Raw genomic sequence first — 26241 nt, 5'->3', positions numbered from 1 at the left:
CATAACTTCTACTATTATTATAATTTTCAGCATTTTTTAAGGTCAACCCACATTCACAGTTGCCTAGGCAAACTTTTCTCTACAGAAAAAAACACTCTTCTGCATCGAGACTTTTCGTCTTCCCAGAAGAGTGTTCCGATTTTTGCTTATGGCATGATGACCAAATTGCTCACCACGCGTCGTTCTTTGCCCCCAGATGGCTTGTTCAACAGCTTGCCATTGTAATAAAACGCACTGGAGCCGCCGCCGTCGAGGTTATACGCATCCACGACATGCCACTCTTGCAGCTTTCTTTGCGCTTCCTCCAGCGTAACACCATTACTCCAGCCATCTCGTCTTCCATCAATGACAATCAGCAGCAAATCGCCGTTGTCGAAATGGCCGATTAGTGTTCGCGGTTGACGTGCATTCGCCCATTCACGAGGAATAGACAATCGCTTTCCGTCCTGCAAAAGACGGGGCAAAAAGCTCGCTCCCTGCAATATCCCTTGTTGTGTAATTTGCGCCTGCGTCTTGATGTTTGTTCCGACCAGGTGACCTTTGTTGTTAAATCCGACAAAGCTCAGCTTCGCATTATTGGAAAAGGTTCGAATCTTGCCGTCAACAACCGTAATGCCTAACGGAGTCAGATTGCCCTGCTTGTCCGACATAAAGCCGCCTGCATTGATCGCAAGAATAGCTCCTGTGCGCTTACCGGCTTGACTCGTCGTTTCTCCTTTACTTTTCACGGAGTTGTTGGCCAGCACCATTTTCAGCGCTTTCGGATCATTGAGGCGAACTTTGGCCATGTAACCGCGGTATCCTCCTTCTTGCAAGGAATAGATTTTCACTGTCGAGTTTTTCCCGAAGTGTTGACCGATCGGCTTGCCAAGCATGTTGGACAAAATCGTGTCCAATACATCCGCAGATTTTTGTGTCTGGGATTTGCTCGCTTCAAGTGCGCTGCTGATCTTCTTGTTTTGCTGCTCGTATTCTTTCTGTTCCTTTTTCGAGCGATCCCGGATGTCTTCAATGACGAATTCTACGTTTCGAAGCTGCACCTTGGTGTCATTGAGCCGTTCCCCCAGCTCATCTGCTTGGCTCTTCGCTACGGCAGAAGGAAGCTTCAGGCCTTCTGTCTGGAGCTTGTCCACTGGATTGTCCAGCGCAAAAGCGACCAAAAAACCGAGAGCAGGCGCCATCAGAAAGAGAAAGAAACGGTTTATCTTACCAAGCACGGGCAGCATCCTCCAATTTTTTCAGAGATGTTTTCAAATCAACCAGCTGTTTGTTAAGCTGGTCAACCCGATCCTGCAGAGCTTCTTTGGTCTTGTTAGTGCCACCAATGGTTTCACCCGTCAATGCCAAATCTTCTTCCAGATTTCCCAGACCCTTCTGGACATTTTGCATTTCTTCCTGCACCAGAGTCAATTGATCTCCCAATGCCTTCATCTGCTTTTGATTATCTTCTTGAACTTGATCAATTCGTTGGTTCACAAATTGCTGCTGCTTGTCCAACGTATGAACAGCAAAGGCATATCCAGCATAGGCAAGTCCTCCCCAGACCAGAACGGCCAAAACGATCGGTAGTAAAGGACGCTTACCTTCTGTCTGGGAGGGAATCAATGCCTGAAAAAGACTGCCTCTTCTGCGTCTTCCTTTCTGCTTCCCGTTTGCCGGGAGTGGCAGTGTGGGTGACGAAGTCGATGACGCTCCCATGTATTTGTCGTCCATCGGCTCCCTCCTCCTTTCTGTGACATAGAGTGAGGTTTCATTATAACATAGAAAGTTTTTGAAGCAGCATTTTGCTGAATAATGGAAAAACAAGTCGAATAAAGAAAATACCGCCATTTTTTTGGCGGTACCTCGCTTTATTTTCGGAGCTGAAATTCGTTTTGCAGCTGATTGTACAGTCTTTGCAAAAACAGGATCGGGTCTTCCTTGGTGGTCTGTTCGTCAAACAGATCTAATTTTTTGCGCATGATGCTGGCAATTTGATTCCCAAGTTCATACTTTTTCGCTTGAGTTAAAGAAGATAATCTGCTGATGAAGGAGGAAAGCAACTGCCAGTCCTCTCGGGTAATCGCCTGTTTTTGGCGTTCATCAAGCACGAGTAGCGCATGATTCAAATCAAAGCCGTTTGACTGTTTGTCTTTCTTTTTCTGAAAAAGAGTCGATCGCTGTCCTGACTCTACCACGACAATCGTGCCCGCAACCATATCGCCAATTCGCTTATCACGGGGGTGGAAAAAGCAGACGAGCGCCCCGAGAAAATAACCAGATGGCATTGCGTCAACGATGCGAAACAGATTCCGGATCGTCGAGGAAACAAACGTCGCAGGCTGTCCATTATCACGGATGACTCGGATTCCCACCAGCCTTTTGCCAACGGTTTGCCCGCCCCAGAACGCTTCCAGTAACCAATAGTAGCCAAAGTTCACTACGAAGATAACCAGGAGGACGATTGCCAACACATAGTTGTCAGAATCCAGGAAAAAATCATCTTCATTTCCAAATAAAACTATACCAAACATTATAAATACAGTAAGATTAACCAGGAACAAGATTCCTGTATCAATCAGCATCGCAGTGGCGCGACTGCCAAGACCTGCCGTCTGAAATCGCAGCATAACATGCTCGGGTGTCACGACAGACGCTTCTCGATTTGACCCACTGACGTATGTCGGTTCATTCATGATGGTTTTCTTCCCCCCCTCGAAACTTTGAGGTTTTTTCTAGTGATTACACACGCGCTAATGTAAGGAGGCATTATACATGGATATTACCTCGTTTTGGCACAAGCATAAAGCCTCTTGGGCCGAACTGGAACAATTAGTGGAGCGTTTTACCCGACAACCTCGGCACATCAGTGCTACCGATATTGATCGCCTGACACAACTATATAAGAAAACATCTGCTCATTTGGCCTATGTACGCTCCTATCATCCTGCAGACGAAATCACCCTCTACTTAAACCAACTCGTCTTGCGTGCACATAATTTGGCTTACAAGCAGCGAATAGGCAGCTGGCAGCAGCTCAAGCATTTCTTTGGCAGCTACTTGATGGGTCTCGTACATAAGCGAATGAGCTTCATTGGTGTGGCAGCTCTTCTCTTCATCATCGGTGGTATTTCTGGCTTTGCCGCCGTCATGGTCGATCCACTCAACTTGTATTATGTATTGCCACAAGGGATGGCTGAGCAGATCGATCCATCCAGGCTGGGAGAAGGGCACGAATCTCTCGACAGTCCGGTCATCTCCACGATGATTATGACCAACAACATCAAAGTGGCGATGCTGGCGTTTGTCAGTGGAATTACGTTTGGAATCGTCCCCATCTACCTTCTCTTATTCAATGGCCTTCTGGTTGGAGCTTTGGCAGCCGTCTACTATCAGGCAGATAGCAGCTATGCGTTTTGGGCCTACATTTTGCCACACGGCGTGATCGAGCTGACTGCCATCTTCATTGCTGGCGGAGCAGGTCTTCACATGGGGTACCGCCTGCTTGTGCCCGGCCGCTACGCACGAAGACATCAATTTTTGGAGGCGGCAAAAGAGTCTGCGCATCTGCTGCTGGCTACCATCCCACTCTTATTCATCGCAGGAATCATTGAGGGCTATATTACTCCATCGAGTCTCTCTCTCGAAGCCAAGTACATCGTAGCTTTCGGCACGTTGCTTTTGCTGATCGCCTGGTACCTCCTTGGATACAGACCCGATTCTCACAAAGCTTCTCTTGACTTGATGTCCAAATAAGTATTGATAACCGTCAGCGTCAATTGATCGGCCGGAACGTCCAGTACCTGGATACCCGCGCCGATCATTTTTTGTTGAAACGCCCTGCGATCGAGCTGGAACCGTTGAGCTACCGCCTTTGTAAACGCCAAGCTGCTGTTGCTCGTGTCTATATGACTCCATTCATGCAGAAGCGGATCTGCCAAAGACAGCAGCAAGAGCAAATGCGAACGGCGCATCCGCCACAAGTAATTGCTCAACTGATCTTCGACGAGGTAGTTTTCCATATCTGAGAAAAGAACCACCAAGCTCCTTCTCTTCTGCTGGCGATTCAAAAATTCAAGCGCCTTCGCCGGATCTGCCTCTACAAAATCACTTGTCAGGTTGTAGGTTGCCTCCAAAAGGGTATGCAAGTGGCGCAATCCTCTGCCTGGAGGTATGTACGTCTTGATTTCATGCGAATAGGCTAGTAGCGCTACCTGATCTCCTTGACGCAATGCCACTGCCGCTAACGTGAGCGCAGACTCCAGCGATCGATCCAGTCTCGTTTGGTTATCCAGCTCGACGCCCATCAACCTTCCGCAATCGATCAGAATAGTAATCACCTTGCCATGCTCTGGTCGATATTGGTTCGTCATCAGACGTCGGGAGCGTGCTGAAGCAGACCAGTTAATCATCCGAGGATCATCGTCAGGCACGTAATCGCGGATCGCATGGAATTCCGTACCCGCTTTCGCCCTGCGCATGATTTTTTTCCCGTCGACGATCAAGCTCTCCTGCAACGAAGCCAAATAGCCACGAACGGCTGAAAGGTCGGGGTATACCTTGATCGTTTGTTCACACGAAAAACGGCTTTGACGATACCACAAGCCGAGTTTGCCATTCCAGCGCATGTAAAGCCAGCGGAACACGTACTCTCCGCGTTCTTTTCCTCTTGTTTCAAAACTTATGTTGGTTAAGGGTTGCTCCATCACACCCGTGACCGGTCCGGTTTCTTCAAATGACAGCGGAAGATCATCCACGATGGAGTACGAAACGGATTGCCCGCTTCTGTTCGCAAGCTCTAGCTCGATCGAAAACGATTGTCCGATATCCGTCTGCTCCGGCAAGATTCGCCGGATCGACAAGTCTCGGCGTTTGGGGATGGTAACCCAATCCAAGATGCTAGCGACCAGGAGTAAACCGTTGTACAAAAAGAATATCGAATAGCCAATCTCCAGTAGAAATCCGACGATCGCGATAGGTGTGCCTAGCAAAACTGCCACAAGCAGCCGCTTGGATGGCAAGACAAAACGGTCTGCCAAAAAATCAGCGAGGAACTGGAATAGCCGCCAGCGTCTCTTCGATGATGTGGTCACTGGTACCCCCCTCCAATTCTACCTGCGGTGACAGTATGAGTCGGTGCCGCAATGCAGGACGGGCCACCATCTTCACGTCATCAGGCGTCACAAACTTGCGATTGTCCAAAAGTGCCCATGCTTTGCTCGCCATCAATACGGCGATTCCGGCACGAGAGCTGGCACCTAAGAGCAATCGTTTCGTTTCGCGTGTATTGCGAATCAGTGTCGTAATGTACTCCAGAATCGAATCATCCACAACCACTTCTTCTAATTGGCGTCGCTTCTCCAAAATCGCATCCCATGTAAAGAGCGGCTCTTGATCACGTTCGTGGCTGCGCTTGTTGGGAATATGTTTGGCGAGGATTTGCTTTTCATTTTCATGGGAAGGATACGACATCGTTAGCTTGAACAAAAAGCGATCGAGCTGTGCCTCTGGCAACACATACGTTCCTTCATACTCCACCGGGTTTTGCGTAGCGACGACAAAAAACGGATCTGGCAAAGGATAGGTGACACCATGAATCGTCACTTGCCCCTCCTCCATTGCTTCTAAAAGGGCCGCTTGGGTTTTCGGGGGAGTCCGGTTGATCTCGTCCGCCAGCAATAAGTTAGCGAAAACAGGACCTTTGATTGTCTCAAACTGGTTCTGCTGCATATTGAACACCACATGACCAATAATGTCCGATGGCATCATGTCAGGCGTAAACTGGACGCGCTTGCTCACGCCCCCCATCAATTCCGATAAAGTCCTTACCATTTTCGTCTTTCCGATACCGGGTACACCTTCTAGCAAGACGTGTCCGCCGGCAACCAAAGCTGTTAACAGTAACCGAACATTTTGCCGCTGACCAACCAGCTCTTTTTCCATTTGTTGCAACAATTGCTCCACGGTAGTTGTCACTCCTTCTCCAGACGCTTCGTAATCTCATCCAACAAGAGACTGTCTGCAAGCAAACTCTTTGCTGAGTATCGCCCTTCGTTTTTTGCCTGCTCCAGTCGTCCCAGCAGATGAGCGAATTTCTCTACCTCTTGATTAGTCCATCTTGTTTTGGCATATCGCACGATTTCCACACGATCAGCCCGTTGGTGCACTCCCCACCGATCGTACAACAGCTGTCGCATGTACGCTTCTCGATGTCGCAACGCATCCTTTGCCAGCCCTCTTCGCTCATACCAGCTAGACACAGCGAGCAACGTCTCATCACCACGGCGAACTGTCCATTCCCTAAGCGTATAGACCGGTCCGAAACGTTTTCCTCTCCACCACACGTACAGCAAAAGCAGGATCGCGAGTTGAAAGCAGGCGGCTATGAGCCATCCAGGGTAGATCGCCAAAAAGCCTGGTTTTTCTTGCAAGCCGTGATGGTATTCGTCTACCCAAAGAACGGACCAATCTCCTTGTACATACGGCCAGATCGCTTCAAAGTGGGAGAGTCGATCAATTTTTTGATTGGTTAGCCATTCCGGTACAAGAAAAAACGTGACACTGCCATCTCCCACTTCCGTTCTTCCCCCGAGTATCCCCTGATCGTCGTAGAGAAGTGGCTCCATGTCATCATCTTCTAAAAATCTCAATGAGGTCTCTGCTTTGCCCATGAACCTGCCCTGAACGAGCGGTCCCTGAATGTTTCGCTCCTGATTTTCTTTACCCCGGATGAACTCCGTATAAAAGGGAAGCTCTTCCCACTCTGGTCTCGAGTCAAAGAGAATTAGATCATTGCCTTCACTGACCCAATCCAGAATGTCTATCTGTTCCTCTGGCATCAGTCTTTCCGGCTCTACTACGAGCATGGCCTGCCCAGTTGCTGTTGGTAAAAAACGCATAGGCTGCCGCCATTCCTTTACCTGCTTGCCTTTTTCCTCCAGTAATACGAGCACAGCCTTGATTCCGCTTGGCTGTGCAGACGAAGCCAAGTACGGCGGGAGAGGCTCAGCTGTAGGCTTGACGATCAACCAGCCCACGATGACGAGCAGCAAGGTAGCCACAACGATTCCGACACGATAGGTGCGCAAACTATTCATGCTGTCCCTCCTCGCGCCAGATGCCTTCCAGTTCGTTTACACGCTGCCAGAACGACACTTCATCAACAAGCGCCTGCCCGTACCAAACAGCGTCGAACTCACGTGCGAAGCGGCCGAACACATCGCGTAAGCTCGGCTGATTTTCCTCAATTTCTTCTGCGTATTCCCAATTCGTTTTCCATTTCTCCACACGCACCCATGATTTCATTTGCAAATAAACCAACAACGCCAAAAACAACGAGCGCTCTCCTTCCCGCCATTCTCCTCGCGCTGCTTTTTCTTTCGCATCACGCAAATAGTCTGCATGAGAACGTATTTTTTCACCGTCCATAAACAGCGGTCGATGCTTCTTCTGTTCCCAAATCATTCTGCGGAACAACCAGTAAATGATGCCGACCAGTCCCAGTACTGCCATAATGAGCACGAGTGTAGATACGGTATTAGCCGCACCAGACGGAATATTGGTCCACTCAAAAAGATCGGCGATCAACTCGATTACAAAATCCATCGCTCTTTGAATCCAGTTCTCTCCACTGCCTTGAGGCAAATTGAACTCGTCTCTGGCTAGAATCTCTTGTAAATGCTCCTTGTCATCTACCCAAGGACTCGTGCTAATCATGTGTAACTCCCGGCTCTTGTGCAGGGGTAGGAGTTGCTGATTCTACTGGTGCAGATGTGGCAAGCTGACGGCTTACTAGCTCTTGTAAATCTGTCCCTTCTTTTCTCACGCGCAGATCAAAGTAAGCCAAAGCGTAAACAATGGCCATCCAAGGGCTCAAGAGGCAGGTAAGTGCAACCAGAATAATTTGCGCGAGGATAGATGTACCTAAGACACCAGTGAGTACTAATTGCATGCCGCTAGAGAACATCGAGTAGATCACACTGAGAACTACAAAAATACCGAATATACGCCAAAAGTTTCCTTTTGTCAAATTCCAGCTCTGGCCGATCCCGATACCATCGCGTTCGAACAGAACGAGCGGCATATAAAAACCCCAACGCAGCATGAAAAAGCCCGGTACGAGCATCATGCCAGCAATTAAGAATAAATAGCCAAATAAAATCAGAACGATCATAAGCACAATGCTGCCTTCATCTGACGGATCAAACATGGTTTCCAATGTCATTCCACCGGCGAAGGCGATCATAACGAAAATCAGTCCATATGCGATGACAAATGCTGTCGACACTGCAAACGCGATTACTCCATATAGGAAAGTACTGCCCGCTAGCGGCCAAAATCGGCGAAGTGCTCCCTTCAAGGCATCTTTTAAGCTCAAGGTCTCTCCCTCAAGAGCAGCCTTCGTGAGTAAAATCGAACCGGAAATCATTTGCGGATAGGCGATGATCAAAAGGATCGGTGCGACAAGGAATAGGAATATGAGCAACATAGGAAGGCTTTGTGTCATAAATTCTTCTTGTCCGGCAAATCTTGCGCCTAACGATTCTGCAAAGTCAAGACCTTCTGTATCTTGTGCGAGCAAAGGCACTCTGGTAAGGTCAACCAGAAGTAGTTGCTGCAGGAGTAATAATGGACCGAACCAAATTAAAGCCAACAAAAAGAATGCTCCAAAATGCTGGCGATACACAGAAAAGCTCTTGTCCAACAGCTTCCCCACTCCCATGGGGGCAATCGGCGTACGATTCATGAGAAACCTCCATCTTTCTTTTTGAGATTACCTGATAAGTATACACGATTTCCCTGTTTTTTTAAAAAAATCATCTAATTTTGCTAATGTTTTCCTGCCTGATTTTGTCAAATCAGGTGTTAGTCCAATGCGGTCGCCCCCCTTCTGAATATGATATTGCATGCATAGGAAGGAGGGAGTTGACTTTGAAAGCATTGAGAAAGAAGAAGCTAAAAGCAAAGCAAGCCCGCTGCAAGAAGCGATCTACCAGACGCAAACCCAATAATCTGCTCAGGCAATTACGCCGTTTTGTGCGTATCCACGTACGTGCACCTCGAGTGAATGTGACCACCCCCACTCCGCAAGTAGAAGCACCTGTTGTACAAGTAGAAGCGCCTGTTGTACAAGTAGAGGCACCTGTTGTACAAGTAGAAGCTCCGAAGCCAATCGTCATCCCGGCACCAGTCGTGAAGGTAGATGTCGAAACGGAAGAAACAGCGGAACAAGCATGTATAGAAGGGCTTCGTCAAGAACTCAGCAAATGCATGAGAAATGATCAACTTGTGGAGGTCTTATTGACGACGGATTGGGGACCTGAGAGTCGTTCTTACCGAATCGGCAAGCTTCTTAGAGTGGAGGAAGGAATCATTGAATTACAGACCTTACCCTCTTCACGCACAAACGGAGCTTCTATCCTTATTCCTATCACCCACATCGTCGCGATTATTCCAAATGCAGAACCCAATTGAACAAGCTGATATTCTGCGAGGCTTAAGGATTGCCTGAAGATGCGGGGAGTCTGTGCGTAGTAGATTCCCCGCATTTTCCCCATTTCGTGCATACGAATGTGAGACAAGCCCATTTGTTCAGACTGGTCTGTCCACTCTAGCAGGACATTGTATGACTCTTTCGTCCCGAAGGAATAAGTAAACGCCCACTTCTCCGATCTTTCTCAGGGAAGTGGGCTGCTAGTATTCGTTTTTTGGTTTTACCTACCCCTGTTATTCCATACGTCTAGCACATCTCTTGCGACTCGATCCCATGTAAATCTTTGTTCGGCAAGCTGGCGCCCGCTTCTCCCCATTTGACGTTGGAGATCGCGGCTGGACAATAGTTGTTTCAGCTGTACTGCAAACGCTTGAGGGTCCTCCGGCTGTTCGACCAACAGTCCATTGCCTCCGATGATCACCTCAGCATTTCCTCCCCGCTTTGTCGTGACAAAGGGCAGACCGGCGGCCATTGCTTCATAATGGACACGTGCCAGTGGTTCCTCCCATTGCGATGGACAGACAAAAACGTCACCTGCCCAGAACCAGTGGTGAATCTGATCTGCCGGAACAAATCCCGTTGTAATAACCGGAACAGGCGAACGATTCGCTAATGAGCGTACATATGCTGCATAGTCACTGATTTTATTTTCTCCGTACCAGGACCCTCCAACCAAGACGAGAGCGATGTTGGAATGGTAGGAGCGGAGTTCATTCATCGCGCGAACCAGAATGTCGGCCCCTTTTTTCGGCGTCAATCGTCCTACAAACAAGATTACTTGTTTGTTGCCAAGATTGTGCGTCGCCCGCAGTTCCTGGCGAATCTTTTGCGCCGTTTTTGATCCTTCCACCGGAACAAACGTTTCCAGGTTCACACCTGAATAAATCGTACGAAGCTTATTTGCGGCTTCGGGATACAGCGAGGCAATGACCCGGCCGACATAATCACTGATGGTGATGATGCTTTCTGTTTCAGCAACGGCTCTAGCAGCTTCTGCCTGCCCTATTTTTACCGGATCAAACATATCATTGTGCATACTTAAGATGATACGGGCGTTCGGACATACCTCACGAATGATGGGAACCATCCGTGGTCGGTTAAAAACATGGATGACATCATAGTTGTTCGCACTCAGAAAAGCGGCTACTTCGCGCGCATAGATCTCGAACACACCTTGACCATCTACCCGCACATAACGCGCATTGCGAACTATTTCATCCTTCGGTAGCGTGGGATCCGACGTTCCCAGGATCGTCAGCTCATGATGTCTCCCTAAAATATCTGCAATCCCTGAAATATAAGTCTGAATCGCTCCCCCTCGAATAGGAGGGACTGGCAATTTTTCTGTACAGACCATGATAACTTTCATCCGAATTCTCCTTTCCCGTTCCGACTTCTTACATTAGTTGCCTCTCGTCTTCTTTGATTTTTGACGCTGCTTCTTCATCTGATTGTTGATGAATTTACGGCTTGGTTTCGCCGACTTGGCAACCTTCTTGCTCTTGTTCGAAGTGACGGTCCGGGACTGCTCTTTAGATGTCCACACAGATCCTTTTTTGTTTTTCTCTGCTTGACTTGCGGGTTTTGCTTGTGGAGATTTGGCCTTTACATTGATAGAGACCTTTACTTTGCTTTGAGTCTTACTTGACTTTTTGCTGTTGCTTTTTGAAACAGTAGAGCTTATTACCCGCTTTTTATTTCGACCAACGTGTTTTCGTGGTTCTGTTGTAACGAGTGGCGCTGATGGCGTAAAAGGAACATTTCCCGAAAATGCGATTCGAGTTCTGCGGGTAGTGCTGCTTTGTTCTGACTCTGCCCCTTTTTGCTGGCTTTCTTTCGATTTAATTGGCTTTTGCTCGGAAGTCGGAAGTGAAGCGGCTACCTGTTCGCGTGCAGGCTCCTTGATTTTGGACTCTTTGTCTTTGGATCCCTTGACCTTTGACTCTTTATCCTTAGACACTTTATCCTTAGACGCCTTATCCTTAGACACCTTGATCTTAGTAGACTTTTTGTCTTTCGGTTTCTCGACCAAAGCCTCTGTTGCTGGTGTAGACACCGCAACAGGTAAGAATTCCTTGATACCTGATGCCACCCTTTGCGGTTCTACCACTTCCGTTATTTGGTCATAGTTGCCAGGTTCGTATTTGCTGATGTCTTTCGCGAGCTCTGCCAATGCCGCATCTTTCGTTTTATCCCCCGTCAAAACTCGCTGCAGAATGCCTTCTGCTTCCGTCGACAAAAAGATCTCGGGATCATAAAACATCTCTTTGAGATGCTTATAAAATTCGTTTGGTACTGCCATATCATTTAAGAGCACTTCGAACGATTCGCGATCCAGTGGATTTGCCTTATGATAGGCTTCGATCATGCCGCGCATCCAGGTAACATCCCAGACTCCCATATCATCCATCGTACTGGTGATGAGCTTGCGCAAATCCCGAAACGGCAAATCGTATGACACGCCATCCAGGTCAATCACCCAAAGCCCTCCGGGACCATTTTGACCATTTGACCAGCCGTAATCCTGGTGCACCAATCCCCAGTGCGCCTCTCCCATTTTGATCATTTTCGGATAGGCAGATGTTTTTAATTTCTCTAAGGCTGCCCATGCTTGCTGTTCATAGTGATCGACGACGGCCAAAATGGATTTACTTGCTGGGGTTTCACTGTAGGCTTTCGCTACTTCCCGCATCCACCCGATTTTTTTGGCAATCTTTTGATAGTGATTGGGCCAACGATATAAGCGGGAAGAGTTTTTGGCTCCTGCGGGCGGAACATAGCCTTTCGAATGACGATGGAATTCACCAAGACCATAGCAAAGCTCTTGCGCGCCTACCAAATCTACTTTTGTTGCCGGTTGCAAGGCAATCCAATCGGTAACAATCCAGAGTTTCCCGCCTTTTTCCACATAAAGACTGCCATTTCGGGCAGGAATCAGTGCTGGTACCCTTGCCCCCTGTTTGACGACGTATTCTTGGAAAGCCACACTATAGAGACTGCGTTCAGGCGTACGATGCAGTACCTTTAGGCTGCGCGGACCTTTATCTGTCTCGATGCGCCAAATAGCCCCGCCTTTGTCTGGCTTGGAAGTAATGAGCGTACGACTCTTCACCGACATGTCATACTCTTTGATCACTTGTTCTGCGATCGCATCTACTTCCGGTGGCACTGTCAAATCCCAGTTAGCCGGCGTTTCCACATTCCCTTCTCGGGTATCCCATGGCTTAATCACATAGTGTTCCATTCCATTCCCCCCACACTTCTGTGGTGATGCCTTCGTCCTTCTCCATAAGCTATTCGCTCTGTTCTTTTCTCGAACCGGACAAATATCATTGGGAGTCTGCCAATTCGTTATTCGCACAGGGATAAAGTCTCGCAAAAAAACAGCTTGACTCCTCGCATGGTAGCTATAGTCAAGCTGTTCGTGTTAAATCATCAGCAATTCGCGTATTTCTTGCTCGGTTAAAGATGAGATTGCTTCTTGCCCCGGTGTAATGATTTCCTCGATCAAGTTTTTCTTTTTTTGTTGCAGCTCGTACATCTTCTCTTCGACCGTTCCCTCTGCAACAAGCCTGATCACTTGAACGACGTTTTTTTGTCCGATGCGATGGGCACGATCAGCTGCCTGTTGTTCCACAGCGGGATTCCACCACAGATCATACAAAATCACGGTGTCCGCTCCCGTCACATTCAATCCTGTTCCCCCAGCTTTCAAAGACATGAGAAACAAATCCCGCTCTCCCTCGTTAAATCGGTTGCACAAATCTAGTCTCTCTGCTACTGGCGTCTGTCCATCCAGATAGAAAAACGGGACACCGTGATACCCCAGCTCGCGTCCGATTATCCCTAGCATCTCCGTAAATTGAGAAAAGAGCAGAACGCGCTTCCCAGCGTTTTTGCATTCACCGATAATCTCGAATAGCTGTTCGAGCTTGGCTGACCCTCCGTCATACTCTTTGACGAACAACGCTGGATGACAACATATTTGCCGCAGTCTCGTCAAGCCTGCGAGAATTTTGATCCGATTTTTTTGAAAACCTTTATTGTACAGGTGCTTCACTGTTTCCTGTTGGAGCTGCGCCAAGTAGGCCACATACAGTTTTTTCTGTTCTGGCAAGAGTCTTGCGCTTTGCAGTGTTTCAATTTTGGCTGGCAATTCCTTCAGTACCTCGGTCTTGAGCCTGCGCAATAAAAATGGACGCGTCCGCTTCGCAATCGTCTCTCGCGGCAATTCGAGAAATTCCTTTCGTGCCGGAAAAAGCTCAGGGAAAACAGCATCGTAGATGGACCACAGCTCCTCTACCCTGTTTTCCACAGGTGTTCCTGTAAGGGCAAAGCGATGCTTGGCTTTTATACGCTTTACTGTCTGAGCTGTCTGAGTGACATAGTTTTTGAAGGTCTGCGCTTCATCCAAGATCAAGGTGTGGAAGGAATGCTCCTCGAACTTGGCATGATCACGACGCAGGAGCGGATACGAAGTAATGAGCACATCGATTTCTGACAGTTCGTTTACGATTTGATTCCGCTCTTCCTTCGTGCCATCCACAATAACGCTACGGATATTTGGCGCGAACTTTTTGATTTCATTGTGCCAATTGTATAAAAGAGAGGCAGGAGCCACGATAATCGCTGGGAGCTTTTGTTCTCGGATTTCGGGCAGAACAGAGAGAAGAAAGGTTATACTTTGCAATGTCTTCCCCAGGCCCATATCGTCTGCGAGAATTCCCCCAAAGCCGTAGTGTGCCAGTGTTTTCATCCATTGATAGCCAAACTTCTGATAATCTCGAAGTGTCCCCTGCAAAGACTCGGGTACTGGAAAGTCCAGATTATCAGGGTTACGCATATTCTCCAAAAACTGGCGCAATGATTTGCCTAGCTGAACAGACTGTCCCTGCATAGGTATATCGAGCAAGCGCAGCCCGCGAAAAGCAGGAAGTTGAAAACCACTTCCCATTTGCTCAGCATATTGCATGCCCATCTCGTCTAGGAAACGATTGATTTGCTCAAATTCCTTTGTCTCAAGCGGCAGAAGCGCTCCATTCGACAGCCGATGATATCTGCGCTTTTCTTCTACCGATTGGATCACACTTCGGATCTCGGACTCGGGTATTCCATCCATATCAAAGCGAAAATCCAGCCAATTTGTTCGCTCATCGACATCCACTTTTACTTTTGGTGGTAGATGGAGAGGCTGAATCCTGATTTTTACGGAAGTTGTCGCGTATACCTTTAACAGCTTTTCCAGCTTAGGGACGACGTGGTAAAGGAAGTCGTACTCAGCTTCCTCGTCATCTAGAAAATACCCTCCTTCCGTGCGGGTAAAGGCACTTTCCTCCATCAGCTCTAAAATCTGCCGCTCCTTCTCCCCGTCACGCATCAAAATCAGCTCACTGCCACGTTGCCCTCCTCCTTCATACCCTTCCAGCGGATTGATGACGATATCACCATATTGAAACTCAAGCCCCGCCAGCAGCCGGTCCCTTACCCTGTCCAAATACAGCTTGGCTTTTAACTGGAATTGCACGACTCGTTCCGAGACAGCCTTTGCAACTTGCACGTTCCCTAGTTTCATCAAGGCCGGGATAACCTGCACCATGAATGGCTCGATTTTTTCCGCGGGAATGTGAATCCGCTCACTGCTATGCGATTCTAACAAGTGCTTCAGCTCTGCCAAACTGTGGCATTGTTCCTTTGGCAGTCGGTGCCATTTGCCATCTACGAGCAACAATCCGTAAGCTTCCAAGACAGTGATTCGCTTGAATCCTTGGACTTCCAACTGATATTGATCAGTTTTTGTCTGGTCAAATTCGAAGTGGAGTGGTGGCGGCTCATCGATACATGCAAACGTTGGATACATTTGGTCATGATGCTGAAGGTGAACAGACGGTGCGGTAAGTAGCAAAGCAAATAATCGCTCCCAGGTAAATGGTGGAACAAGTAGAACCCGTTCCCCACCCACATGCTTCTGTTCCTGATAATGGTAGCTTGCTGTCTCTCGATATATTTTTTCCGTGCGGTAAATTTGCAGGAGTTCACGAAGGATGGCTTCATGCTCTGGCAAAAAGCGATGCAAATTCGGATCATAGGTAAATTGGCTAGAGAAACGATACACTTGCTGCTTATCGACCCGGTCTAAAAACGCGCGAATGTCCTTTACGATGTACAACCTCTTTGGCCCTAGCTTCAGCTCTATTCCGATCATGCTCTTGCGAAAGCCGTACGGTACGATTTTACATATGATTTCCAAGGCAAGCGTTGTTCGCGAATCCAGTAACACGCGATTATGGCTTGTCCGAATCGGCCGGTCCACGAACAAGCCGAACAGTCCCTCTGTCAGTTGGGAATCGGCCTGTGTTGTCATGCCTGCTTGTCTCGTTGCAAAGGAAGTGGAATAGCTGCCAGGATGCTCATCTACTTGCAGATCACGCATAGTTAACAACGATGCTGCGATATGTTGGCAGTAATGATCATACGACGCTAAAGTAGGGCAGCTGCACACGGCTGCCATGCCAGACTCGTCCAGTTCAATCGTGACTTGATAGTTATTTTTTCCTGCGTTCACTGTCGTTTTGATCCAGGCAGGCTCCTGTTGAAAATGCTCCACAAGCACGTTCCCAGAACGGTAAAAAGTCTTTCCTCTTTCATAAGAAAGGCGACCGCACCATTCTTTTATCGTTTGATGACTCACTTGAAAGCTCATTTTCTGTTCCATCCTCATCATGAAATATGTTTAATATTACAGAATGCAACAGAAAAAAGATACGCATGTACGCGTATCTTTTTTCAACCATACAAACGATTAGTCGTCGTCATCTTCGTCTTCGTCTTCATCTTCATCTTCGTCCTCGTCTTCGTCATCAGATTCCTCGTCATCAGATTCCTCGTCATCAGATTCTTCGTCATCATCGGATTCTTCGTCATCGGATTCTTCGTCGTCATCTTCATCATCTTCTTCATCACTGCCGAAGTACAAATGTCTCGTGGTACCATCTTCGTATTCGATTTTCACTTCCAATTCTTCTGCACCTTCGCCGATGGCATCACGTAATTGCTCCAACCATTCTTCCATGTAAACTACACCTCCTGGCTATAGATGATTACTTGGTATGCCAACATTTTTCTGTCGACTTTGATACTATATGACGCGTTCCTTTTTCTTGTATGGACAGTTGTCTCCTTACTCAAAGAAGTTTTTTACACAACTTGGAATACCGCTTCATTTGCGCTTCGGCCCTCGTTGCTGTTGCAGATGTACGTTTACATATTTGGAAGTAGACTGGACAAACTTTTGATGGAATCGACTTAAATACATCATGACTTCGCTACAGAAGGGAGAGCTTCTTATTGAAAAGACGATTTATCAAAAGCTTGTTGATCGGGATTAGCTTGTTGCTTACAAGTGCCTTGCCAGTTGACTCGATTATGGCCTCACCAGATCACCCGTACCATTTTGGATTTAAAAAGAGCAAAAATGGTCAGTTACCCTCTATCAACGAGGAAGGCTTTAAAGGCATTGTAGATCGTCACGGTGCGGTTTTTTTAGGAGATACCACGAAAAAAGAGCTTTACTTGACGTTTGATAACGGTTATGAAAATGGCTTTACGCCAAAGATTTTAGACACACTTCTCGCGAAAAAAGTCCCTGCCATTTTCTTTGTGACAGGTCATTTTGTGAAGGAACAGCCCGAGTTGTTAAAGCGAATGGCACAAGAGGGACATCTGATCGGCAACCATTCCTGGAGCCATCCCGATATGACAACCGTATCGAATCAGAAAATCAAAGACGAACTGACGAAAGTAAGCGATGCGGTCCAGCAGGTGACCGGACAAGCGAACATGCGTTACTTGCGACCTCCTAGAGGGATTTTCAGCGATCGCACACTTGCTGTAACCAAAGATTTGGGCTATACCAATGTCTTTTGGTCGGTTGCCTATAAGGATTGGGATACCAAAGTCCAGCGTGGGGCAAAATATGCCTATGATAGCGTGATGGCCCAATTGCATCCTGGGGCTGTTATTCTGCTCCATTCTGTCTCCAAAGACAATGCAGAGGCTCTCGGGATGATGATCGATGAAGCACGCAAGCAAGGCTATGAATTCAAGAGCTTGGATCAGCTTCCCAAAAAGTAGTACAAGCCCTTCCTTTGCAAGCAAAAACTCCCGCTGCTTCGCATGTGCAAAGCGCGGGAGTTTTTTGGTTTAGTCGCGATCCAGCAAGGATGCTCCAGCAATACCTGGATGAGTCATTTCAAATGGATCGAGAATCAAATCCAGTTCTTCTTCTGTCAGTACATTGTGTTGCAAGCACAGCTCACGCACAGACTTTCCTGTCAAAATGGCTTCGCGGGCAATGCGTGCAGCAGTCTCATATCCGAGATGAGGATTCACCGCAGTGATGACGCCTACGCTTTTTTCCACGTATTCTTTCATGCGCTCGCGGTTTGCTTCGATTCCTTCCAAGCAGTGACGCGTAAAGACATCGAATGCATTGTCCATAATGCTGATCGATTGCAGCAAGTTGAAGACAAGCACAGGCTCCATCACGTTCAGTTCTAGCTGACCTGCCTCGGATGCCAAACAAATCGTATGGTCATTTCCGATGACTTGAAACGCTACCTGGTTGATGAGTTCTGCCATGACAGGATTGACTTTTCCTGGCATGATCGAGGAGCCCGGCTGACGTGCTGGCAAGGAGATTTCTCCCAGTCCAGCTCGAGGTCCTGATGCCATCAAACGCAAGTCATTCGCGATTTTAGACATATTCATCATGCAAACTTTCAGTGCTGCTGATACTTCTGTGTACGCATCTGTGTTTTGTGTAGCATCCACGAGATGCTCCGCACCTGTCAGCGGGAAGCCTGTGATATCGGCAAGATGCTTGACTACTGTCGTAATGTAACGAGGGTCAGCATTCAATCCCGTTCCTACCGCAGTCGCTCCCATATTGACTTCGTACAAATGCTGACGAGATTGCTTGATACGCTTGATGTCGCGCTCAAGCACACGACGGTATGCTTCGAATTCTTGGCCCAAGCGAATCGGAACCGCATCCTGTAAATGCGTTCTGCCCATTTTAATGACATCATCGAATTCTCTTGCTTTTTGGCCAAATGCATCATGCATCTTATCCATCGTCACGAGCAGCTTTTCCAACAGGGTCAGTGTTGCAATATGAATCGCTGTCGGGAAAGCATCATTGGTCGACTGAGACATGTTGACATGTGTATTTGGACTTAAGTGGAAATAATCGCCTTTTTTCTCACCAAGCATCTCAAGACCGCGGTTCGCGATCACTTCGTTGGCATTCATATTAATAGAAGTACCTGCTCCGCCCTGGATCGGATCGACGATAAATTGATCATGCCATTTTCCTTGCATGATTTCTTCCGCCGCAGCAACAATCGCATTGCCTAACCGCGGATTCAATCTGGAAACTTCCATATTTGCCATCGCAGCTGCCTTTTTTACCATTGCCATTGCATTGATGAGGGAAAAATGAAGACGATACCCGGTGATTGGGAAGTTTTCCGTTGCTCGCATCGTTTGCACGCCATAATAAGCATCTACTGGAATTTGCTTCTCGCCAAGAAAGTCTTTTTCCACTCGAAACGTCTGTTGTTCCATTCTTATCAGACCAGCCTTCTAGGAATAATGGTTGCTACTTCCTCTCCATTCTATCATAGTTTATGCAGGAAGACTCATCCACCTGAAACACTCTTATTTGTTTTTACGTCTTATTATTTGTAGGTACCATTTCATACCAGACAGAATCGAGGGATACCATGAAAAAAATGCTTTTGCTGCTGTTGACGATCGGCTTGCTGCAAGGATGCACGAGTGGCACAGATAGCCCATCCACTCCAACAGAACAACAGAAGCCACCCGTTGCAGCCGAGCCCGAGACACCTGCTTCTGAGCCACCCGCAACCACGCAACCACCTACAACGCCTGAGAAGCCAACAACGGAACAACCAGCTCAACAGGAGACTGTCTATGCCAATGATATTTTCCGCAATGTCACTGTGAAGAAAACCGCCCAAGACACATTCGAAATCAAAGGACAGGCGCGCGTGTTCGAAGCTGTACTCAATTATGTCGTAGAAGATGGACATAACGAGTTGACGCAAGGTTTCGTGCAAGCTTCGACCGCTGCTCCTGATTGGGGAGATTTTACCCATACACTGAAAGTGAAAAAAGCGGAGCCGAACAGCACACTGACACTGATCTTGTTTGAAACAAGCATGAAAGACGGCAGCCGAAGAATGGAACTCATCATCCCGCTCCCGGAATAAGGCCTGCAAAAAAATCAGGCCCTCTCAATTAAAAAGAGAGGGCCTGATTGAAAGGGTCTATTATTAGATAGCAGTAGACAGTCAGTTGCCGTATGCCTTGCTTTACTTTTATTCGCCTTGTTCTTCCTTGAAGCATTCCATGCAGAGCGCACCATTGTTCTCGATTTCATACTCGGTCAAGCGAGCCTGGCAAGACTTGCATTGTTTTTCCGTGAGCACTAAGTTCAAGACTATATCTCCTCTCAATGATGTAACGTAGTCTATTTATATTATAACCAAAGATTTATATCAGAAAAATAGTTATCTGTTAAAATTTCGTGAATTTTCAAATATAAAAAATAATAAACAAAAAGGAGCTCATCATGACCTCACCCTATTTGTCACTTTTCCTGACAGGGGAGCCGTTTCGTCTGTTTTCCACTTCACACGTTATCACCTTGATTCTTGTGCTCTGTCTGGTCGTTCTCACCTATTTATTTCGGCAAAAGCTCCAAGCCCCGACAAATCGACTCGCCACACGTTACGTGCTCGCAGGTGTCTTACTTTTGTCAGAGGCTTGTTATCAGCTTTGGCATGTTTATACCGTGAGCTGGACAGCTGCCTACACATTGCCCTTGCAGCTGTGTAGCGTGACTCTCCTTCTATCTGCCGTGATGCTGATGACGAGAAGCTACGGGCTGTATGAGATTACGTTTTTTGCCGGGATTGGCGGTGCCATGCAGGCATTGCTTACACCCGAGTTGTTTTATCCATTTCCGCATTTTCGCTTTGTGCATTTTTTTGTAGCCCACGCAGGAATCATTCTTGCTTGCCTGTACATGACGTGGGTAGAAGGCTACCGTCCGACTGTCCGTTCGATTTGGAAAACGATGGGCTTTTTAAACCTGCTTTTGCTCGTCGCACTTTTCGTCAACCAATGGACGGGCGGAAATTATTTATTTGTCTCGCGCAAACCGGACAATCCCAGTCTGATTGACTTTTTGGGCCCGTATCCGTGGTACATCGTTTCGTTGGAAGGAGTAGCGCTCGCGTTGTTTTTCTTGCTGTACCTGCCCTTTGTCCGAAAGCAGCCACTGGCGAAGGAAGTCAGGAGCGATTTGTCTGTCTGAATTACGCCTGCTGCTCGTTTACCCAATCGGTTACAAACTGCAAGAAGCGTTTGGCAGCCGGTGATTGCTTGGAAAAAGAGGTTGCTGCCACCCCCAGCGAACGGTAATGCTCCCCTTCAAGCGGGATCATCCGTATATTTGCAGGCAAACGGAACAAAATCATTTCCGGAAGAATGCTGATCCCGAGTCCATTTTGCACCATGGCAATAATCGCGTGATCATCTCCCACTTCATATTTGATTCGGGGCTCGATCTGATACTGGGCCAGCAAGCGCTGTATATCATTGTCACAGCCTGTCTTCGGCATGATAAATATCTCTTCGGCCAATCGGCTCACATGCACCCGCTCCTCTTTGTAGAGCGGGTGTTCCTCTGTCACCAGCAAATACATCTGATCCTTTTTTAAAGGGATACATTCCAAATCCTCTGTTGTTGGTAAGGAGACGAAGCCGAAATCAATCTCTCCTGTTTGAATCCAGCTCTCAATTCCATCGTAATACCCTTCCATCAGCCTAATCTCGATCTCCGGATACTGATCTTGAAACCGCTTGAGGATTCCGGGAAGCCATTGCGTGGATACACTCGTGAACGTTCCAATTCTCACCGTTCCGACCTCCAACCCGTTGATGGCAAACACCTCTTGTTTCATACGCTCATGACAGCGCAGAGTCTCACGCATGTATGGAAGCAGTCGCTCCCCATTACTCGTGAGGCTAATGCCTGATCGTCCTCTGGTCAAAAGTGAAAATCCAAATTCCCGCTCCAGACTCGCTATCGCATGGCTGACCGCTGATTGTGTCAGACCTAATATTTCTCCAGCTTTGGTTAAGCTCCCCGACTCAATAACGGTGATCACTACCTCAAACTTGTTCAAACTCACCTTTCTTCGTCCCCTTTACATGAATCCGATTCATGAAAATCATCACAAACATTCATTTTTCTTATTTAAACGATACTCGTATACTGTTTATGGCGCAACACTGATTAGGACCCGCTTTTTCCCGGGGAAGGAGACTTATCCATCATGAAACCGCAAGTGAAAGCCGATTTGGCTATGATTTTGGTCACCCTGTTTTGGGGAACCTCGTATGTGTTTATGCAAATGGGATTGAAGGATTTGGAGACTTTCAATCTGATCGGCATCCGCTTTGGCATTGCTTTTCTACTGGCAGCCGCCTTGTTCCATAAACGCTTGCGTAGCACGAATCGAAAAACATTGCTTCATGCATTCGTACTTGGTGCTCTCCTTTTTGGGGTTTTTGCCACCATTACGAACGGAGTGAAATCAACGACGGCTTCCCAGGCAGGCTTTCTCGTTAGCTTGACCGTTATCTTTGTTCCGCTCTTATCTATTCTTTTAAGAAACCGTCCTGAAAAAAGAGTCTTTGTAGGCGCTGGACTGGCTATGATCGGCATCGGCCTGCTCACACTAAGCGCTGACTTTCGCATCAGCCAAGGAGACCTTTTGTGCATCGTTGGCGCCCTCTTTTACGCTACACATATTACCGTAACAGGTCGATGGGCCAATCAATCGGATACGATCCAGTTGGGGATTTACCAGCTTGGCTTTACGGCTCTGCTGGGCATTGTTTTTTCATTTGCGCTGGAGACTCCTACATTGCCGCAGACGACAGAGGCTTGGATCGCCGTGCTCGCCCTTAGCGTATTGTGCAGCGCAATTGGCTTTGTGGTACAAACGGTGGCCCAAAAATATACGACCGCCACGCACACGGGTGTTATTTTTTCCTTGGAGCCAGTCTTTGCTGCCCTGTTTGCCTTCTTGGTCACAGGCGAAACACTGTCTGTTCGCGGGTACATAGGCGCAGGTCTCGTTTTGATCAGTGTGCTGATTGCAGAAATCGATGTGAAGAGCTTGCTGCGCGGAAAGCAGCTGACCAAAAACCCGACTCACTTGTCCTGAAGGGACAGAAGTTTACTCTAAACCCGGGCGGTACATGGCAGTTTATCATGCACGGTCCTGATGGCGTTGATTTTCCCAACACCAATGTCTTCGTCGAGATCGTTCAACTTGAGCGAATCGATTGAAGAAACTGCCGCAGTATTCGATAAGGTGAAAACATATGCCGTCCCAGGTGCCGAACAGACCATGGATCGTCTTGAGGAGCATCTGGCAAGTACGTCTGAAAAGTAGATCCCACCATAAAACAGCGGCAGTCCAGGACTTTACTTTCTTGTCCAGGGCAGCCGCTGCTCTGATTTTCGGGTTATGTTTTCAAGACGTGTAGCAAACTTTTCCGCCAATGATGGTCATCATGACCTTTGTCGAGAGCAGCTCGTCTGGATCGATGGTAAACAGGTGCTTCGAATAGACGGTCATATCCGCATATTTTCCACGAGACAGTGTGCCTTTGACATGCTCCTCATTCGTCACTTGCGCACTGCCCAATGTAAACAGATGAATCGCTTCCTCCATCGTCAATTTCTCCTGCGGGAAGTAGCCATCGTGTGTTTCACCCGGTGCTTTGCGTGTGACTGCTGCGTGTATTCCCAACAGAGGATCGATTGGTTCTACCGGTGTATCCGAGCCCGCAGCGCAAATGATTCCGTAATCCATCATCGTTTTCCAGATGTACGAGTGTTGAATCCGCTCCTGTCCTACGCGATCCATCACCCACGGGAAGTCTCCTGCAAGAAAACGCGGTTGGATATCTGCGATCCGATGAGGATGCTTCAAGCGGTCCAGCAGGTCTGGCCGCAAGATTTGTGTGTGAATGAGGCGATCCCGATAGGCGACTGCCGGGAACTGATCCAAGCTGTCCAGCACCATTTCCAGTGCTTTGTCTCCAATGGTGTGTACGGCAATGGGCATTCCGAGTCCACGCGCTTGTCGAACCAGCTCTGTCAGCTCGTCTTGCTCATGCACAGGATAACCGCTGGTGCTCGGATCATCAGCGTATGGAGCAGACAGATAAGCCGTCCTGCGTCCCAATGCTCCATCTGCGAAAATTTTCACCGCACCAATTTGCACATGAGCGTTGCCGTAACCTGCCGTCATGTTTAAGTCGCGCAGTTCATGCATATGCGGATAGTAGACAAGCAGGTTGCTGCGCAGCGCAAGCTCTTCGCCATTGATGAGCTCATCATAGAGCCGATACGTTTGCGCAAGTCCGCCCAATTCACGCAGATCCTCCGTATGTGCCCCTGTCAATCCATGCGCCATTGCATAGCGAATCGAGCTGCGCAGGCTTTGCTTTAACTGATCGTAGTCAGGTCTCGGAATATGCTTCGTAATCAGGTTGGAGGCTGTTTCTAATAGCATCCCCGTTGGCTTTCCGCTTACAGGATCATGTACAATGACTCCCCCCGCAGGCACCTCCATGTCACGATGATAGCCACATAGCTCCAATGCCTTGCTGTTTACCAGATTCGCATGTCCACATATTCGTGCCAGTAGAATCGGGCAATGCGGTGCAGCTTGATCAAGCTCTTCGATGGTAGGAATGCCGCCGCCATCCGCAAACAAATTCTCATCCCAGCCGTAGCCCTGTATCCACACATTTTCAGGTGTGGCTTGCGCTTTTTCTTTTAAGAGAAACAGCATCTCGTCCTTGGAGCGAGCTTTACTCAAATCCAGCTGCAAAAAGGTGAGACCGAGCCATCCCAAGTGCAGGTGGCTGTCAATCAATCCCGGCGTAGCGGTATATCCTTGCAGATCAATGACCGTTGCATCACTGCCTCCGTATTGAAGAAGCATGTCCGCATCGCTGCCCAAGTCATGTACAATTCCATCTCGAACGACCAGTGCTTGTACGAACAAATGCCTGGAATCTCCTGTGTAAATGCGTCCATTTCGGAAAATGGTTGTCGCCATCTCGTGACCTCTTTTCTGTTCGCTTCTGTATTTTCGTATGACTATCCTCTCTTAATTTGTTTGCTGCTAGTCGTTTTCCTCCCTGAAAAGAAATAACGTTCAAAAAATTGCGATCTTCGCTTTTCCTCTTGGAAAAACATGGTCTTCACTCACTTCTCTGTTGAAAGCAGCAACGGTAGGGCACGTTATGTTCATGTCCTATTTTTGCGCGGAGGGAACGTATGCAGCAAAAAACAAAAAAACGCCTTCCATCCTTCCTTCAAATTCAGGAGTCCATTGGTCTGAAAGTGTCCCGCGACGAGCCTTCTCAGCAAAAGCAATCAGGTCGTCTGGACAATCAAGCCAAGCTGCTGCTTTTGGTCAACGCTGTATTCATTGCCGCTGGCGCCCTTTCTGGTACGTTTGTAAACGTCTATTTGTGGAAGGTAAAAAGTCAATTTGCTCCGATTGCATGGTTTACTTTTTCCGCCCATCTCGCGGGTGCTCTGACCTTCTGGCTTGCAGGCTGGTATGTAAAGCAACTGAACAAAATGAATGTCTTACGTGCTGGGATGGCGGTTTCTGCCCTCTTTTATTTGCTCGTTCTTTTGGCGGGTCCCCAAGCTGTTACTTACGCTGTCCCACTTGGTCTCGTTCAGGGCATGGCGAGTGGTTTTTTCTGGCTTTCTTTTAATGTGGTGTACTTCGAAATCACGAATGCCGATAACCGCGACCTTTTCAACAGTTGGGCCGGGTTGCTTGCTTCCATTGGCGGCATGCTCGCTCCATGGATATCAGGTATGCTCATTACGCGGCTTCCGGGCAATAGCGGCTACTCCCTTATTTTCGGGATCTCGCTTGCGCTATTTGTCGTCGGCGTTTTCATCAGCTTTTTTCTGAAAAAACGCCAATCGGAAGGGACGTATTCTTGGAGCTTTTCCTTACGTTGCTTGCGAGAGGAGCCCAAGTGGCGCTGGGCGGCAGGCGCTTTGGCTGGTCAAGGACTGCGTGAAGGCGTATTCGGCTTTGTGATCGGCCTACTCGTTTACATTTCCACGAGAAGCGAGATGACTCTCGGCAACTATTGGCTGACTACATCTGCCGTCGGACTTGTGAGCTACTTCCTGATCGCCAAATGGTTCGCTCCTCGCTATCGCAAGTGGGGAATGCTCACTGGTTCTGTCATTATGTGGGGGATTCTCTTCGTATTTTTTTGGCAGGTGAGCTTTACGACACTGCTTATTTTCGGGATTGCCGTGTCCATCGCGTATCCGCTGTTTTCTGTGCCCATGCTCTCTACGATTTTTGATCTGATTGGCACAAACGAAGAGAGCGCACGCAATCGGGTCGAGTATGTCGTGCTGCGAGAGTTCGCTCTGGACGTTGGTCGGCTGGTGGGGATTCTGGTCTTTCTTCTGGTAACGTCCTTGAGCGTCTCTCCTCTTACGCTGAACTGGTTGATCCTGTGTATCGGAATCGGCCCACTCATCGCGTGGGTGTGCATGACCAAGCTATTCCGCAACGTCCCTGCGACTAAAAAAACGGATAACTGATAGG

At 48.0% G+C, this 26241-nt stretch carries 22 protein-coding genes and 1 pseudogene; 8 read left to right on the top strand and 15 right to left on the bottom strand.

Annotation, left to right across the window (positions count from 1 at the left end; all coding sequences use genetic code 11):
- Nucleotides 1–146: 146 nt before the first annotated feature.
- The 3 genes from EL268_RS11725 to EL268_RS11715 form a co-directional block, all read right to left on the bottom strand.
- A complete protein-coding gene (locus tag EL268_RS11725; protein WP_106653365.1) occupies nt 147–1226 on the bottom strand; it encodes a phosphodiester glycosidase family protein in 1080 nt (359 codons plus the stop codon).
- On the bottom strand, nt 1207–1713 hold the full coding sequence (locus tag EL268_RS11720) for a coiled-coil domain-containing protein (protein WP_106653364.1): 507 nt from the start codon (nt 1711–1713) through the stop codon (nt 1207–1209). Before EL268_RS11720 ends, EL268_RS11725 begins: the two co-directional genes overlap by 20 nt.
- 137 nt (nt 1714–1850) lie before the next feature.
- Nucleotides 1851–2675 (bottom strand): RDD family protein, encoded by an 825-nt coding sequence (locus tag EL268_RS11715; RefSeq protein WP_106653363.1) that lies wholly within the window; start codon nt 2673–2675, stop codon nt 1851–1853.
- A 79-nt stretch (nt 2676–2754) separates the two neighbouring features.
- Here EL268_RS11715 and EL268_RS11710 point away from each other — a divergent pair, with 79 nt between their 5' ends.
- Nucleotides 2755–3735 (top strand): stage II sporulation protein M, encoded by a 981-nt coding sequence (locus EL268_RS11710; protein WP_106653362.1) that lies wholly within the window; start codon nt 2755–2757, stop codon nt 3733–3735.
- On the opposite strand, the gene EL268_RS11705 is transcribed toward EL268_RS11710, so the two are convergent.
- From EL268_RS11705 to EL268_RS11685, 5 genes are read right to left on the bottom strand one after another with little or no spacing between them, the layout of a single operon-like run.
- Nucleotides 3702–5072 (bottom strand): DUF58 domain-containing protein, encoded by a 1371-nt coding sequence (locus EL268_RS11705; RefSeq protein ID WP_106653361.1) that lies wholly within the window; start codon nt 5070–5072, stop codon nt 3702–3704. The genes EL268_RS11710 and EL268_RS11705 overlap by 34 nt on opposite strands.
- Complete coding sequence (locus tag EL268_RS11700; RefSeq protein ID WP_106653360.1) at nt 5023–5943, bottom strand: AAA family ATPase; 921 nt, start codon at nt 5941–5943, stop codon at nt 5023–5025. The genes EL268_RS11705 and EL268_RS11700 overlap by 50 nt, the downstream gene beginning before the upstream one ends.
- Nucleotides 5944–5951: 8 nt before the next feature.
- Nucleotides 5952–7076: a DUF4350 domain-containing protein gene (locus EL268_RS11695; RefSeq protein ID WP_106653359.1), complete on the bottom strand. Its 1125-nt coding sequence runs from the start codon at nt 7074–7076 to the stop codon at nt 5952–5954.
- Nucleotides 7069–7695 (bottom strand): DUF4129 domain-containing protein, encoded by a 627-nt coding sequence (locus EL268_RS11690; protein ID WP_106653358.1) that lies wholly within the window; start codon nt 7693–7695, stop codon nt 7069–7071. The genes EL268_RS11695 and EL268_RS11690 overlap by 8 nt, the downstream gene beginning before the upstream one ends.
- Nucleotides 7688–8725 carry a DUF7847 domain-containing protein gene (locus tag EL268_RS11685; RefSeq protein WP_106653357.1) on the bottom strand — a complete coding sequence of 346 codons (1038 nt, stop codon included), beginning with the start codon at nt 8723–8725 and terminating at the stop codon, nt 7688–7690. The genes EL268_RS11690 and EL268_RS11685 overlap by 8 nt, the downstream gene beginning before the upstream one ends.
- Nucleotides 8726–8910: 185 nt before the next feature.
- Here EL268_RS11685 and EL268_RS11680 point away from each other — a divergent pair, with 185 nt between their 5' ends.
- Nucleotides 8911–9453 carry a hypothetical protein gene (locus EL268_RS11680; RefSeq protein WP_106653356.1) on the top strand — a complete coding sequence of 181 codons (543 nt, stop codon included), beginning with the start codon at nt 8911–8913 and terminating at the stop codon, nt 9451–9453.
- A gap of 239 nt (nt 9454–9692) precedes the next feature.
- Here EL268_RS11680 and EL268_RS11675 read toward each other — a convergent pair whose 3' ends face one another.
- From EL268_RS11675 to EL268_RS32750, 4 genes are all read right to left on the bottom strand, one after another.
- Nucleotides 9693–10841, bottom strand: coding sequence for a glycosyltransferase family 4 protein (locus EL268_RS11675; protein ID WP_106653355.1), 1149 nt, complete (start codon nt 10839–10841; stop codon nt 9693–9695).
- Nucleotides 10842–10874: 33 nt separating this feature from the next.
- Entirely contained in the window at nt 10875–12716 is a 1842-nt protein-coding gene (locus EL268_RS11670) for a CotS family spore coat protein (RefSeq protein ID WP_106653354.1), read from the bottom strand.
- A gap of 183 nt (nt 12717–12899) precedes the next feature.
- Nucleotides 12900–16172: a DEAD/DEAH box helicase gene (locus EL268_RS11665; RefSeq protein ID WP_106653353.1), complete on the bottom strand. Its 3273-nt coding sequence runs from the start codon at nt 16170–16172 to the stop codon at nt 12900–12902.
- Between the two features lie 99 nt (nt 16173–16271).
- Complete coding sequence (locus EL268_RS32750; RefSeq protein WP_164724459.1) at nt 16272–16541, bottom strand: DNA primase; 270 nt, start codon at nt 16539–16541, stop codon at nt 16272–16274.
- A gap of 275 nt (nt 16542–16816) precedes the next feature.
- Here EL268_RS32750 and pdaA point away from each other — a divergent pair, with 275 nt between their 5' ends.
- The gene (gene pdaA, locus EL268_RS11660; RefSeq protein ID WP_106653352.1) at nt 16817–17602 is read left to right on the top strand and encodes a delta-lactam-biosynthetic de-N-acetylase; all 786 of its coding nucleotides are present in this window, start codon (nt 16817–16819) and stop codon (nt 17600–17602) included.
- A gap of 69 nt (nt 17603–17671) precedes the next feature.
- On the opposite strand, the gene aspA is transcribed toward pdaA, so the two are convergent.
- Nucleotides 17672–19096 (bottom strand): aspartate ammonia-lyase, encoded by a 1425-nt coding sequence (gene aspA, locus EL268_RS11655; RefSeq protein ID WP_370511668.1) that lies wholly within the window; start codon nt 19094–19096, stop codon nt 17672–17674.
- 158 nt (nt 19097–19254) lie between these two features.
- On the opposite strand from aspA, the gene EL268_RS11650 reads away from it, so the two are divergent.
- Nucleotides 19255–19764, top strand: coding sequence for a Gmad2 immunoglobulin-like domain-containing protein (locus EL268_RS11650; protein ID WP_106653350.1), 510 nt, complete (start codon nt 19255–19257; stop codon nt 19762–19764).
- A 362-nt stretch (nt 19765–20126) separates the two neighbouring features.
- Entirely contained in the window at nt 20127–20873 is a 747-nt protein-coding gene (locus EL268_RS11645) for a YwaF family protein (protein ID WP_106653349.1), read from the top strand.
- Nucleotide 20874: 1 nt separating this feature from the next.
- Here the strand turns inward: EL268_RS11645 and EL268_RS11640 are convergent, their stop codons facing one another.
- Nucleotides 20875–21753 (bottom strand): LysR family transcriptional regulator, encoded by an 879-nt coding sequence (locus tag EL268_RS11640; RefSeq protein WP_106653348.1) that lies wholly within the window; start codon nt 21751–21753, stop codon nt 20875–20877.
- Nucleotides 21754–21897: 144 nt separating this feature from the next.
- Between EL268_RS11640 and EL268_RS11635 the strand changes: the two genes are divergently transcribed.
- Nucleotides 21898–22794 carry a DMT family transporter gene (locus EL268_RS11635; protein ID WP_106653347.1) on the top strand — a complete coding sequence of 299 codons (897 nt, stop codon included), beginning with the start codon at nt 21898–21900 and terminating at the stop codon, nt 22792–22794.
- Nucleotides 22776–23025, top strand: a pseudogene (locus EL268_RS11630) (SRPBCC domain-containing protein); the annotation flags it as partial. The gene EL268_RS11635 and the pseudogene EL268_RS11630, both read left to right, overlap by 19 nt.
- A gap of 81 nt (nt 23026–23106) precedes the next feature.
- Here the strand turns inward: EL268_RS11630 and EL268_RS11625 are convergent.
- A complete protein-coding gene (locus EL268_RS11625) occupies nt 23107–24705 on the bottom strand; it encodes an amidohydrolase (RefSeq protein WP_106653346.1) in 1599 nt (532 codons plus the stop codon).
- 221 nt (nt 24706–24926) lie between these two features.
- Here EL268_RS11625 and EL268_RS11620 point away from each other — a divergent pair, with 221 nt between their 5' ends.
- Nucleotides 24927–26237: an MFS transporter gene (locus EL268_RS11620; RefSeq protein WP_106653345.1), complete on the top strand. Its 1311-nt coding sequence runs from the start codon at nt 24927–24929 to the stop codon at nt 26235–26237.
- The last annotated feature ends 4 nt before the right edge of the window (nt 26238–26241 follow it).

Source organism: Brevibacillus brevis (assembly GCF_900637055.1).
GTDB lineage: Bacteria > Bacillota > Bacilli > Brevibacillales > Brevibacillaceae > Brevibacillus > Brevibacillus brevis.
This window is presented reverse-complemented; position numbering and strand designations above follow the sequence as displayed.

What these genes read in the sequence shown, in the direction of transcription:
- EL268_RS11725 (WP_106653365.1), bottom strand. Translation starts at nt 1,226, where the DNA reads ATGCTGCCCGTGCTTGGTAAGATAAACCGTTTCTTTCTCTTTCTGATG.
- EL268_RS11720 (WP_106653364.1), bottom strand. Translation starts at nt 1,713, where the DNA reads ATGGACGACAAATACATGGGAGCGTCATCGACTTCGTCACCCACACTG.
- EL268_RS11715 (WP_106653363.1), bottom strand. Translation starts at nt 2,675, where the DNA reads ATGAATGAACCGACATACGTCAGTGGGTCAAATCGAGAAGCGTCTGTC.
- EL268_RS11710 (WP_106653362.1), top strand. Translation starts at nt 2,755, where the DNA reads ATGGATATTACCTCGTTTTGGCACAAGCATAAAGCCTCTTGGGCCGAA.
- EL268_RS11695 (WP_106653359.1), bottom strand. Translation starts at nt 7,076, where the DNA reads ATGAATAGTTTGCGCACCTATCGTGTCGGAATCGTTGTGGCTACCTTG.
- EL268_RS11690 (WP_106653358.1), bottom strand. Translation starts at nt 7,695, where the DNA reads ATGATTAGCACGAGTCCTTGGGTAGATGACAAGGAGCATTTACAAGAG.
- EL268_RS11685 (WP_106653357.1), bottom strand. Translation starts at nt 8,725, where the DNA reads ATGAATCGTACGCCGATTGCCCCCATGGGAGTGGGGAAGCTGTTGGAC.
- EL268_RS11675 (WP_106653355.1), bottom strand. Translation starts at nt 10,841, where the DNA reads ATGAAAGTTATCATGGTCTGTACAGAAAAATTGCCAGTCCCTCCTATT.
- EL268_RS11670 (WP_106653354.1), bottom strand. Translation starts at nt 12,716, where the DNA reads ATGGAACACTATGTGATTAAGCCATGGGATACCCGAGAAGGGAATGTG.
- EL268_RS11665 (WP_106653353.1), bottom strand. Translation starts at nt 16,172, where the DNA reads ATGAGCTTTCAAGTGAGTCATCAAACGATAAAAGAATGGTGCGGTCGC.
- EL268_RS32750 (WP_164724459.1), bottom strand. Translation starts at nt 16,541, where the DNA reads ATGGAAGAATGGTTGGAGCAATTACGTGATGCCATCGGCGAAGGTGCA.
- aspA (WP_370511668.1), bottom strand. Translation starts at nt 19,096, where the DNA reads ATGGAACAACAGACGTTTCGAGTGGAAAAAGACTTTCTTGGCGAGAAG.
- EL268_RS11650 (WP_106653350.1), top strand. Translation starts at nt 19,255, where the DNA reads ATGAAAAAAATGCTTTTGCTGCTGTTGACGATCGGCTTGCTGCAAGGA.
- EL268_RS11645 (WP_106653349.1), top strand. Translation starts at nt 20,127, where the DNA reads ATGACCTCACCCTATTTGTCACTTTTCCTGACAGGGGAGCCGTTTCGT.
- EL268_RS11635 (WP_106653347.1), top strand. Translation starts at nt 21,898, where the DNA reads ATGAAACCGCAAGTGAAAGCCGATTTGGCTATGATTTTGGTCACCCTG.
- EL268_RS11625 (WP_106653346.1), bottom strand. Translation starts at nt 24,705, where the DNA reads ATGGCGACAACCATTTTCCGAAATGGACGCATTTACACAGGAGATTCC.
- EL268_RS11620 (WP_106653345.1), top strand. Translation starts at nt 24,927, where the DNA reads ATGCAGCAAAAAACAAAAAAACGCCTTCCATCCTTCCTTCAAATTCAG.